This window comes from Nitrosopumilus sp. K4, assembly GCF_018128925.1.
Lineage (GTDB): Archaea > Thermoproteota > Nitrososphaeria > Nitrososphaerales > Nitrosopumilaceae > HKST03.
The window spans coordinates 1,186,471-1,198,103 of the sequence record NZ_CP067007.1 but is presented as its reverse complement, the minus strand read 5'-3'; the positions used below and the strand labels follow the sequence as shown (position 1 = coordinate 1,198,103).

Sequence of the window (11,633 nt, the reverse complement as noted above, 5' to 3'; positions counted from 1 at the left end):
GTTACAAACTCCTTTTTACAACAAAATCTAACAATGAAATTAATTCATTTTTTGAACTTCCAGAATATTTTTTGAGTGAATCTTCTGCCTTTTTTGCGTATTTTAGAGCTTGATTTCTCACATTATCTTCGATTCCGAGCCTACGAATTGCTTCAACAGCGTTTTTAAGATCATTTTTGGTGGCTCTTGGATTTCCAAATGCCCTTAAGATTGTCTTTTTGTCTTTACCTTTTGACATCTTTATTGCCATTAGTATGGGTAGTGATTTCTTACCCTCTCTTAGATCATTTCCTACGGGTTTTTTAGTGATCCTTGAATCTCCCATCACTCCTATCAAATCATCTGTTATCTGAAATGCAATTCCCAAATTCCTTCCAAACGTCGAAAGGTTTGCAATATCTTTTGTTTGATCTGTAGCACAAATTGCCCCCATGGCACAAGACACATCAAATAACGCTGCTGTTTTTTTACCAATCATTGTAATATAGTCTGATTGTGATGGGATTTTCTTTTGCTCTGCCATTCTGATGTCTAGTAGTTGACCTTCACAAACATCAACACAAGCTTTTGCTAGTCTTGAAATCAATTGGATTGTTGATTTTTCAGATATCTTTGAATCTGAAATCACTTGATATGCTTTTGAAAATAAAACATCTCCTGCAAGTATTGCAATTGGCATTCCAAATTTTTTATGCACAGTTGGAACTCCGTGTCTCATTTCATCATTATCCATTATGTCATCATGAACTAGGGTAAAATTATGAACCATCTCAACTGCACTTGCAGCTGGCATGGCGTTTGACACTTTTCCTCCAAGTATCTGGCAACTTTTCATAACCATGTATGGACGTAATCTTTTTCCTCCGTTAACTATTAGATGACCTGCTGCATCATAGAGCATTTTTGGGTCTCCTTTTAATTTATAATTCAAATATCGATTTACAACTTTGGCATTTTTTTCAATTGAATTTGTTTTTTTCACTCTACTAACCTCCACTTCTCTTCTGGAAGATGAATTTTGATTGCTTTGAGCAACTCATTTTTCATTTCATCAGTTATCCATGATGATAATATCTTTTGGTGCTTTTCAAGCATTTGTTTGTCTGATTTTTCTAAGAATTCTAATGCAATTAACATCCATGGACAATAAATTTTTGGATTACTTTTGATTTCAGATAAAAGTTCATTTGCTGATGCCCATTTTATCTCATCAATTTCACCTTCAACCATTTTGAATTGGGTTGATTCATCAACAATTCCTATTAATGTTCCACAAATCTCATTTTCTGAGCCTATGTTTTTGTATGGGACATGATATTCAAATTTCATCAAATAATCCATTTTACAGGGTATGCCCAATTCTTCAGGCATTCTTCTTTCTGCAGATGATGCATATGTCTCTCCCTCTCTGGGATGACTTGCAACTGTTCCATCCCAGTCTCCTGGCCAGAGCATTTTTTCCTTTGCCCTTCTAGTTAATACCAGCCTGCCATTTTTATCAAACAATAATGCTGTAAATGCTCTATGGAGTTTTCCGTTTGGTAGGTGACACTTGACTTTTTCTTCAGAACCTATGGGCTTGTCATTTTCATCTACTAAAATTACATATTCAGCCATTTCTTTTTCCTCTAAACAATGTTCCTTCATATTTCCTATTTTTAACAGCTTTCACAATCCTTTCTGGTTTGTTGCCATTTACAAAAAATACACTAACTCCGAATTTTGCAATTTTTGATGCCTCTTCAACTTTTCTAGTCATTCCGCCTGTCACATCCATTTTGTTTTCAGAGATTGTAGGGTTCTCTCCTTTCAATTCTTGAATCAACTCTTTTGTTTTAAGATCTGAGTAAAGCCCATCTTCGTTTAATGCAAAAATACTTAATCTTGGTTTTAGAATTTTGGACAAATGTGTCATGATTTTGTCACCTGATAAAATGTATGTCTTTTTCTCTCCATACCAAAGAGCATCACCATAAGTTACTGGAATTAATCCTGCCTTTGCAATTTTTTCAATTTCTTTGATTTTTTTTGAAATAGGTTTGTTTCCTGTCATGAAATCTGTTGGTGGGAGAGAATATGGGTTTAACTTGTTTTTTACAAATACATCTACAATAATTTTGTTAAGATCAATCATTGAATTTTTTACAATTGCTACCCCATGCATGTCATATTTTTTTGGTTTTGTGTGCATATCATATTTGACAGACCAATAGTGTCCATATGAGCCGCCTCCATGAACAACTATTATTGGCTCATTTATCTTTTTTAGTTTCTTTGCAATATTTTCAATAACTTTTTTTCTTGGTGTTAATGGTTTTTCCTTATTTGTTATAATTGAACCTCCAAGTTTTATGAGAATCATGCTGTCACCAAATATCTAGTCCATTAAAAAGTATCCAATCCCTTATGATCAATTCTTACAGAAAAACAATCATAATTTTTCCCTCTCAATTGAGAGATGGTTTTTTCAAGATTTGACTCATCTGTTAATGCTATAATGCATCCTCCTCCCCCTGCACCTGTAATTTTTGCACCGTATGCTATGGTTTCTGCAACGTTGATCATTTGACGAAGTTTTTCATTTGAGATGCCTATGGTTTCTAAAAACTCTTGATTTTTATGCATCATATTTCCAAGCTCTTTCAAATCCTTGTTCTTTAGATTTTTCATTACTTTATTGATCAACTCTGATTCCTTTTTGCATAAATTCAAAAATTGTTCCTCATTACTGTCTTTGAATTTTTTTACATTTGACACGACTGCATCTGTGGAATGCTCTATGTTTGAATTTACTATGACCAAATGAAAATTTGATTCTGTATCAATCTTGGAAAATCCCTTTTTCTTATCATATTCCATTAGTCCTCCAAAGGCACAAACTGTACAATCTGCACCTGATGTATTTTGGAAAATCGTTTTTTCAGCTTCAATTGCTAACTCTAAAATTTTCTCCTTACTTGTTTCTTCAAATAACTGAGAAATTGCTGCAGCTCCTGCAACACAACAAGCTGATGATGAACCTAATCCAACTCCTAATGGTATTTCAGATTCTACCGTGATATTTATGCCTGATTTTGAATTATATTTTTGAATCAATTTGCTTGCCAGATAACAAAATGGTTTTAATGGTGAATCTATTTCTGTGATTGATTCGTTTGTTGGAATCTCTAATTTTCCAATATTGGATTTTATTGATATTTTGTCTTCTGGAATTTGTTCGGCCGTAACTGTAATTCTTTTATCTATTGCACAAAGAATTGCTTTTACTCCATATACAACAAAATGCTCTCCAAAAAGAATTACTTTGCCTGGTGCAGATGCTTTAGATTTCAAGTGAAAATTATCGACCCGTATCCAACAACAGAACTCTTATCTCCTGTAATGTCTCCACTTGTAGCATACTTTAGCAATTCTCCTTTTGTGGCACCAAGTTCTTTGCATGCAACCATTGTTGATGCAATAGCGCCATATCCACAAGCACTAACATTTCTTTCCTGTAAAATCTCATAAAATCTATCTACGTCTAATTCTAAAATAGGCTCAATTAAAGCCAAATCTTGCTCATGAGCAAATTCATTTGGTTCATAATGTGTAAAATCTGATGAACCTACAATCATTGTTTTCTTTTCTTTAGCAATTTTTGCAATTGACTTACCAATTTCTATGGAAACATCTTTTCTCTGATCAATTAATGAGATTGGAACAATTTTGAAATTTGATGCCATTTCTTGCAAGAATGGAATTTGTACCTCTAGACTGTGTTCTCTTGAATGTGCAAAACTGTCTATTTCTATAATATTTGTAATCTTTGAAATCTTTTCTGCTGTATCTGAATCGACTTCTACTTGCCCTAGTGGCGTTTCCCATTTACAATCTTTCATTGTTGCAACATTGCTTCCAACACCCCAATGATTTGGCCCTATGATTATGAAAAGTTCTGGAATATCTGATGATATTGCATAAAATGATTGGCATGCAATTGGACCTGAATACATGTACCCTGCATGTGGACAAATTATCCCAAAAATTTTTTTTCTGTCATTTGATGGAGGAAATTTTCCTGGTCCAAATTTGTGCAAAAATGATTCTTTGATTGATTGTTTTAATTCATTTTTTTCGCCTGGATAGAACATTCCGGCTACAGCCGGTGTTCTAATTTGCATTACTCTATTTCCTCTTCCGTAATCTTTGTTTCAAAATCATCGATTTCGTATTTCATTGGATCGTCTTCTTTTAATTCTCCTCTTTCTATGAGAATTTGACGAACCAAAAGCCAATAAACCGTGGCAAGAGCTTTTCTTCCTCTATTGTTTGCTGGAATGACTACATCTAATTTTGATGTAATGTTATCTGTATTGGCAATGCCGATAACTGGAATTCCTGCGTTTGTTGCCTCAGTGATTGCTTGTTCATCTACTTGAGGATCAGAAATTAGCAAAATTTTTGGTTCAATATAATATGGCAATGAAGGATTTGTTAAAGTACCTGGCATGAATCTGCCCAATAGTTTCTTTGAGCCTAAAACCTCACAAAACTTCTCAATTGGTGTGTTTGCATACTGTCTTGCTGAACACACTATTAATTTGTCCGCACCTAAACGATTGATGAATTTTGCTGCGGTTTGAATTCTCTCTAATGTGATATCTAAATCAAGCATGTAAAGCCCTTCTGGACTAGCCTTTGTGATGAATGGCTTCATGAATGTAGTTTTTACCTGAGTTCCTACTCTGATCCCTGTAGATAGGATCTTCTTTTTGATGTCTGTTGCTTCTGCTTGTTGACTCATAGCGATTTTAAATCTCAACCATACCGCGTATTAAATCATGCTCTGATAGGCGTATCAACTCATTGAGTTTTGCTACTCTTTCACCTCCAACAACACCAACTTTGAGCATTTTTGACTTTGTAGCCAGTCCTATGTGGGAAATGTGTGAATCTGTGGATTCTCCAGATCTATGTGATGTGATTAATCGAATATTATTCTGATTTGCCAAATCTGCAAATTCTATTGCGTCAAAAAGACTCCCTGCTTGATTTACTTTGAGAATTGCAGCATTACAAGATTTTGCCTCGATTGCCTTTGCCAAAATATTCTTGTTAGTAACTGTAAGATCGTCTCCTGTAACCAAAGTCTTTGGAAATCTTGCAGTAATTTCTGCCATGTCTGAAAATGCTTCTTCATGAACAGCATCTTCGGCATAGATCAGCTTATATTTTTCAATAATGCCAGATGCAAATTCAATTTGATCTGATGGGGAATTTTCAAATCCTGCTCTATCGTAAATGTATCTTTGTTTTTTTTCATTCCATTGTGTTGATGACGCAAAATCAACTCCTAATGAAACTTCTTTTCCCAAAGTAAATCCTAAATTTTCAATTGCCTTTGCAGATAATTCTAACGCTTTTTCATTATTGGCTTTTGGTGCCCATCCACCTTCATCGCCTCTACCGTTTGTAAAACTTGGATCTTCTTTTTGTAAAACACTTCGTAATTCTTTGTGGACCTGTAGGTTTGTCTCAATAGATTCTCTGATAGTTTTTGAGCCTGTTGCACAAATCAAAATTTCTTGTATGTCTGGTGTTCCTGGACCTGCATGAGCTCCCCCTCCCAAAATATTCCCTAGGGGAAATGGGAATTTGAAAGATGATTCTGATGATAATATCTGAAACATTTGTTGGTTTGTTGCTTTTGCAGCTGATTCCATGGATGCAATTGTTACAGCAAATGCAAGTGCACCTCCGATATCTGAATAATTTGTTGAGCTGTCAAGACTCTTTAATGTATCATGGATTGATTTGAGATCTGATGATTCTAAACCTACAAACTTTTGAGAATTCTCTTTTAATATTCTGAGACTTTCTTCTGGCTTTCCATTTGGAAAACTTACTGCTTCATATTTTCCTACACTAGCACCGGATGGTGCACAAACTCTTCCTAGAAATTGATTATCTGAAATAATGTCTACTTCGATTGTTTTACTGCCTCTGCTATTGTATAACACACGTCCTTCAATAGATGTGATCTTGGGCAATCTATTCTAACTCTGATTGTACTTCTTGATTTCTTCTCTGTATTGCTTCGTAGAACGGAATTATCTGCTGAATTGTTTCAAGAGATGTTAGCAACATTCTTCTACAACAATATCGAGAAATTCCTAAAGAATCTAGTACTTTTGCAGGATCTTCTCCTGATCTAACTTTATTTTGATAATCATCATACTTGTCTGCAATCAAATTTCCACAAGTAAAGCATCTGACAGGAATTAACATACGAACGAAAAAGTAATCAAGGATTATAAAAACCATGCAAGAAATTTTCCTTGCGGGCGTCGCCCAGCCTGGCCAAAGGCGCTAGCTTGAGGGGCTAGTCTCTCAGGAGTTCGTGGGTTCAAATCCCATCGCCCGCATACAAAATCTACAAAAAATTACTTTTGCAATTTGTTAATTGCATTAATGAGATCAGATCGTCTTTTCTCTTCAGTTATGGCACCTCTTGCATCCTCCACCAAAATTCTATTTACGTCTATTTTTCTTCTAGTTTCTTTTACCACTTTATCATACATTGAAAATGGATACAAGTTGAGATACATGTTTTCCATAATTTCAAAAATTCTTATTGCATCAGAAATTTCACCGATCCTGATTTTATCAAAAATCATTCTTTTTAGTTCCCCAACGCAATCTAGTAATCCAAGAACATATGATTCTGGTAACACATTCAATTTCTTATCTGTTGGAATTTCTTTTTTTTCAAAAATTGCGACTAGACAAGATGCTTCTACAAATTCTTGTTCGGGAGTAATGATATATCTTCTAAGATCTCCTTTTGCTTTTTTCTGATATTTTTTTAGTAATGATTCTGCTTTCTTCAGATTTGTTTTTGCAGATTTCTTATCTCCTTTGTGTACTGCTATAATTGCCCTGCTACACAGTATGATAACCTCTCTAGTGTTTTTCAACAAAAATTCTCTTGAATCCTGAACTTCTGATAATGTTTTTGATATTTTATTTAGAGATGTTTTTACATTCTTTAGTGTCATACAACGTTTCCAAAAAACTAGGATAAAGTCGTTTGCTCTATACTGCTATTTCTTTATGGGTTATCTTGTTGGATTCATCATTGTAGCACGTTCTTTTAGCTTTTGATCTACTAAGGCCATTATGTATTCGTCTGGCTCTGCTTGACAATCCCCTATGTTTACAGCGTGACCATCCATTGTTTCTGCAATGCATCCTGATTCGGTGACTGCAACAACTCTTACTCTTTCAATGTTTTCTTCTGGAGATACGTACCACATTAAATAAGCAAACAGTATAACTGCACCAACCAAAATTATACCTCCAACCATAAAAATTGAATTTTTGTTAGATGAGTTGTTTGCTTTGTTATTGTATCCGGACATATTTTTTCTACATTTATACCAGATAAAAATGAAAATCATCTTTTTCAACTGTAATTTTTATGATTAATTTCTGTCAAATCATTCCTAAAGCTCTTATTTTGGTGTGAGATTTTGTAAATTATGGAAATTACTGTAGATCAAATGTATCAGATTGAAAATAATGGTCATGCTATGGGTTTTTTGAAAAAATTTATGATGGAAAATGCAGGAGCTGCTGCTGTAAAAAGACTAATTGAAAAATTTGGAAATGTTAAATCAAAAAACATTCTGATTTTTGTAGGAATGGGTAACAATGGTGGTGACGGTTTAGTTATGGCAAGACATCTTGCTGGATATGGCGCTAAACCTATTGTGAAGTTACTTGGCTCTCCAGAAAATATCAAAACAGAGGAAAGTAAATGGAATTGGTCCATTTTGCAAAAGATGCCTTCCGTTAAACTTCTTACTGGAAATGAAATGAATTTTGATTTAACTCCTGACATTATTATTGATGGTATTTTAGGTACTGGAATTTCAGGAGAAATTCGAGAACCTTATGCAACTGCAATTAATTACATCAACAGTCAGAATTGTTTCAAGTTTGCAGTAGATGTGCCATCTGGATTAGATCCACAAACTGGTGAGACAGCAAATATTGTTACAAAATGCGATATGACTGTAACCTTTCACAAAATGAAACAAGGGATTCCAAAAAGAAAAGATTTGACAGGTGAACTGTTTGCCGAAAAAATAGGAATTCCACCCGAAGCTGAAGAGGGAGTATTATGAAAGTCCATCAAATCCAAGTAGGAAATATGCAGAATTTTACATATGTAGTTGAAGATGAGGATACTGGGGAGGCTATAGTCATTGATCCTTCCTGGGATCTTATTGAGTTAGAATTAATCATCAAAAGAAATGATCTTAAAGTAAAATACATTGTAAACACTCATCATCATTTTGATCATACTTTGGGAAATGAAGGTATGGTAAATTCCACAAATGCCAAAATCATTCAACATGAAGCGTCCGAATTACAACATGATGTCTCGGTAAAGGATGGAGATGTGATAGAGTTTGGAAATTCAAAATTAACTGTGTATCATACTCCTGGTCACTCAAAAGACAGTATGTGTTTAATTGGTGATGGGAAGATCTTTTCTGGTGATACGCTCTTTGTTGGTAACTGTGGAAGAGTTGATTTACCCGGCGGCAGTGCAAAGGAACTCTATCACAGTCTTTTTGATGTCTTGTACTCCTTAGATGATAATCTTGTTTTGTACCCTGGTCATAATTATGGACATGCTGAAACATCTACTATTGGACGTGAAAAAACAACAAATCTTGTTATGCAAAAAAGAACAGAACAAGAATTTGTTGATATGATGGGTTAGAGATTTGAATGATATTGAATTACTGGGAAACACTGGTAAGGCTCAATCTTTTATTGACTCGATCAAAACTGGAAATTTCTTATTCTCATTTGTAATCTCATATACTCAAACATGTGAAATTCCTGGAATCACTTTTGCAGGTGCAGATAAAGATTCAATTCAATTTACTCCTCCTGCAGACGCTGAATATCTTCACTATGGATATTGCAAAACAATCAAAAATATTCCTATGACTCCTGATGGAAAACCCACTCCTGCTATATTGACAAAAACTGCATTAGAGTCGTCTAGCATTCCTCATCTAGTAATTAATGCAGGAAGCAAAATTTCACCTCAATTACCTTTTATTCAAACTGGGTTGACTTATGGAAAAAACATCTCAGAAGAATTTGCAATGACCGATTCCCAAATCATTCAGGCAGTTGATTATGGAAGAATTGTTGGACGAAGCTTGGCATCTATGACTGATTGTTTAATGATTGGAGAAAGTATTCCGGGTGGAACGACTACTGCTCTTGCAGTTTTACGAGGTTTGGGATTTGAGGCAAAGGTAAGTTCTAGCATTCCAAATAATCCTGTTGAACTCAAAAATCGTATTGTAACTTCTGCACTGGCAAGAATTGATTCAGAACATCCCTACAAAATTGTTGCAAGTGTTGGAGATCCAATGATTGCATTTGTGACAGGAATGTTAAGTTCTGCATCTGAAATATCTAAAGTAATACTAGCTGGTGGCACTCAAATGGCTGCCGTATTGGCATTTGCATCAAAAATTGGATTTAATGAGGAAAACACTGCAATTGGAACTACATCCTATATCACAAATGATTCAAACGCAAATTTTACAAAAATTATTTCAGAAATTGCTGACATTCCAGCATTATCTGTCAATCCTGGTTTGGAAAATTCTAAATTTTCTGGACTAAAAGCATTCTCTGAGGGATTTGCAAAAGAAGGTGTAGGTGCAGGTGGAAGTATTATTGCATCAATGATCAAGTCTGGACTTTCATCTGAAAAATTTTTGGAACTTGTCGAAAAAGAATATCATAGAATATTTACTTCACTGTAACTGATTTTGCTAAATTCCTTGGATAGTCTGGATCTGTATCCTTTTCTAATGCTGCATAGTATGAAAGCAGTTGAATTGGTATGATTTCTGAAATTAAAAATGATATTTCATTTGATTTTGGAATTTCTATCCAAAAGTCATATGCATCACTCTCTGTATCTGAGATTCCAATGACTTTTGCACCTCTTGCACTGATTTCTCTTGCACTAGTAAGTGTGTCTGTGTATGTTGAATCATTTGGATTGATGATAATCACAAAAACATTTGAGTCCATTAGGGCAAGAGGCCCATGTTTTAACTCTCCTCCCGGAATCCCTTCAGCATGAATGTATGTTAATTCTTTTAGTTTTAGTGCTGCTTCTATTGCAATTGGATAATGCATACCTCTTCCAAGTACATAGATATCTGAAACCTTCTTCAATTCCTTGGCTATTTGCTGAATCTTTAAGGGATTTTCTAAAATTTTTGATATTGATTGAGAAATTTCACCAAAATCCACTCTGAAACTATCATCGAGTCTTTGAACAATCTTAAACAATATTGCCAATTGTGACGTAAAGCTCTTTGTTGCAGCTACTCCTATTTCTGGACCGCAGTTCATTCCAATAACAACATCTGATTCTCTTGCTAAAGATGACGTAAGAATATTTACGATTGAAATAATTTTACAATTTTTTTGTTTTGCTATCTTTATTGCGTCTAAAACATCAGCACTTTCACCACTTTGGGATATTGCAATAAGGATTGAATTTGATTCTATGCTGTCTGGTGAAAATTGGAGTTCGCTAGACATAATTGGCTCTGCTTTTATCTTGGCATATTTTGATAAGATTTGTTTTGCAATTAATGCAGAATTATAACTTGTTCCACTTCCAGTAACATAGATGTTTTTTGCGTGTTTGATGTAATCAGATGTCTTTTCAATTGCATCATCTGTTTTTACTCCTGCATCAAGAATACTCTCATTTTGTTCATGAATTTCTTTTAATGTAAAATGTGCAAATTCGCCTTTGTATGCATCTGCAAATTCTTTTGAAACTTTTGTGATTTTTGATCTTACTGATTCTCCTCTGAAATCAAAAATCTCCATCTTATTGTTATCTATTAAAACAAAATTTCCATTGTCTATGTAAATTGCATCATCTGTGTATTCGATAAATCCTAGTACGTCACTAGACAAAAAGAAATTTTCTTTCCCAACTCCTATGATCAACGGTTCATGAAATCTTGCTGCAGCAAGTTGACCGTTCTCAAACATCGCCACAAAAGAATAATGTCCTTTTAATTCCGAGACTGTTTTGATGATTGCTTCTTTAACATTTTGTATTTTGTCGTAATTTCTCTGCAGTAAATTTGCAATTATTTCGCTATCTGTATCGCTTTTGAATTTGAATCCATCTTTTTCTAAATTGGCTTTTAATTCTTGAAAATTTTCAATTATTCCATTGTGAACAATGGCAATCTTTTCTGATGTGCTTTTATGCGGATGGGCATTTACATCTGTTACTTTTCCATGAGTTGCCCATCTTGTATGTCCTATTCCTATTTTGCCTGGCAATGACTCTAAGTTGAGTTTAGAATTTACCTCGTCTACTTTACCTGTTCCTTTCTTGAGTTCAATCTGATTGTTAGATTCTGTAGCCACTCCTACACTATCATACCCACGATATTCCATTCGTTTTAGGCCTTTGACAATTATTGGTGCTGCTATTTCCTCTCCATAATACCCTATTATTGAACACATGACAGTATACTATCTCCTGAGATTATTTACCGATAAAAAGCGTA

Annotated in this window: 14 protein-coding genes and 1 tRNA gene; 4 read left to right on the top strand and 11 right to left on the bottom strand. The window is 34.4% G+C overall.

Annotated elements, in window-relative coordinates; genetic code table 11:
- Nucleotide 1: 1 nt before the first annotated feature.
- Genes NsoK4_RS07225 through NsoK4_RS07190 form a run of 8 tightly spaced genes read right to left on the bottom strand, consistent with a single transcriptional unit; the run spans nucleotide 2 to nucleotide 6,270 of the window.
- The gene (locus NsoK4_RS07225) at nucleotides 2-982 is read right to left on the bottom strand and encodes a polyprenyl synthetase family protein (protein WP_211686564.1); all 981 of its coding nucleotides are present in this window, start codon (nucleotides 980-982) and stop codon (nucleotides 2-4) included.
- Complete coding sequence (idi, locus tag NsoK4_RS07220) at nucleotides 979-1,647, bottom strand: isopentenyl-diphosphate Delta-isomerase (RefSeq protein WP_211686562.1); 669 nt, start codon at nucleotides 1,645-1,647, stop codon at nucleotides 979-981. The genes NsoK4_RS07225 and idi overlap by 4 nt, the downstream gene beginning before the upstream one ends.
- A complete protein-coding gene (locus NsoK4_RS07215) occupies nucleotides 1,610-2,362 on the bottom strand; it encodes an isopentenyl phosphate kinase (protein ID WP_211686559.1) in 753 nt (250 codons plus the stop codon). Before NsoK4_RS07215 ends, idi begins: the two co-directional genes overlap by 38 nt.
- Before the next feature lie 23 nt (nucleotides 2,363-2,385).
- Nucleotides 2,386-3,333, bottom strand: a complete 948-nt coding sequence (gene mvk / locus NsoK4_RS07210; RefSeq protein ID WP_211686558.1) for a mevalonate kinase — start codon at nucleotides 3,331-3,333, stop codon at nucleotides 2,386-2,388.
- A complete protein-coding gene (locus NsoK4_RS07205) occupies nucleotides 3,330-4,163 on the bottom strand; it encodes an MEMO1 family protein (RefSeq protein ID WP_211686556.1) in 834 nt (277 codons plus the stop codon). The genes mvk and NsoK4_RS07205 overlap by 4 nt, the downstream gene beginning before the upstream one ends.
- Nucleotides 4,163-4,786: a 30S ribosomal protein S2 gene (gene rpsB, locus NsoK4_RS07200; protein WP_211686553.1), complete on the bottom strand. Its 624-nt coding sequence runs from the start codon at nucleotides 4,784-4,786 to the stop codon at nucleotides 4,163-4,165. The genes NsoK4_RS07205 and rpsB overlap by 1 nt, the downstream gene beginning before the upstream one ends.
- 7 nt (nucleotides 4,787-4,793) lie before the next feature.
- Nucleotides 4,794-6,032 carry an enolase gene (locus NsoK4_RS07195; protein ID WP_211686552.1) on the bottom strand — a complete coding sequence of 413 codons (1,239 nt, stop codon included), beginning with the start codon at nucleotides 6,030-6,032 and terminating at the stop codon, nucleotides 4,794-4,796.
- 1 nt (nucleotide 6,033) lies between these two features.
- Nucleotides 6,034-6,270, bottom strand: coding sequence for a DNA-directed RNA polymerase subunit N (locus NsoK4_RS07190; protein ID WP_211686550.1), 237 nt, complete (start codon nucleotides 6,268-6,270; stop codon nucleotides 6,034-6,036).
- 52 nt (nucleotides 6,271-6,322) lie between these two features.
- Here NsoK4_RS07190 and NsoK4_RS07185 point away from each other — a divergent pair.
- Nucleotides 6,323-6,407: transfer RNA gene (locus NsoK4_RS07185), tRNA-Leu, on the top strand.
- Between the two features lie 18 nt (nucleotides 6,408-6,425).
- On the opposite strand, the gene NsoK4_RS07180 is transcribed toward NsoK4_RS07185, so the two are convergent.
- Nucleotides 6,426-7,040 carry an RNA-binding protein gene (locus tag NsoK4_RS07180; RefSeq protein WP_211686549.1) on the bottom strand — a complete coding sequence of 205 codons (615 nt, stop codon included), beginning with the start codon at nucleotides 7,038-7,040 and terminating at the stop codon, nucleotides 6,426-6,428.
- Between the two features lie 60 nt (nucleotides 7,041-7,100).
- A complete protein-coding gene (locus NsoK4_RS07175) occupies nucleotides 7,101-7,403 on the bottom strand; it encodes a hypothetical protein (protein ID WP_249111037.1) in 303 nt (100 codons plus the stop codon).
- 120 nt (nucleotides 7,404-7,523) lie between these two features.
- Here NsoK4_RS07175 and NsoK4_RS07170 point away from each other — a divergent pair, with 120 nt between their 5' ends.
- Genes NsoK4_RS07170 through cobT form a run of 3 tightly spaced genes read left to right on the top strand, consistent with a single transcriptional unit; the run spans nucleotide 7,524 to nucleotide 9,845 of the window.
- The gene (locus NsoK4_RS07170; protein WP_211686547.1) at nucleotides 7,524-8,171 is read left to right on the top strand and encodes an NAD(P)H-hydrate epimerase; all 648 of its coding nucleotides are present in this window, start codon (nucleotides 7,524-7,526) and stop codon (nucleotides 8,169-8,171) included.
- Nucleotides 8,168-8,776, top strand: a complete 609-nt coding sequence (locus NsoK4_RS07165; RefSeq protein ID WP_211686545.1) for an MBL fold metallo-hydrolase — start codon at nucleotides 8,168-8,170, stop codon at nucleotides 8,774-8,776. The genes NsoK4_RS07170 and NsoK4_RS07165 overlap by 4 nt, the downstream gene beginning before the upstream one ends.
- 4 nt (nucleotides 8,777-8,780) lie before the next feature.
- The gene (cobT, locus tag NsoK4_RS07160) at nucleotides 8,781-9,845 is read left to right on the top strand and encodes a nicotinate mononucleotide-dependent phosphoribosyltransferase CobT (RefSeq protein ID WP_211686542.1); all 1,065 of its coding nucleotides are present in this window, start codon (nucleotides 8,781-8,783) and stop codon (nucleotides 9,843-9,845) included.
- Here cobT and glmS read toward each other — a convergent pair.
- A complete protein-coding gene (glmS, locus tag NsoK4_RS07155; protein WP_211686541.1) occupies nucleotides 9,832-11,589 on the bottom strand; it encodes a glutamine--fructose-6-phosphate transaminase (isomerizing) in 1,758 nt (585 codons plus the stop codon). The genes cobT and glmS overlap by 14 nt on opposite strands.
- Nucleotides 11,590-11,633: the final 44 nt, after the last annotated feature.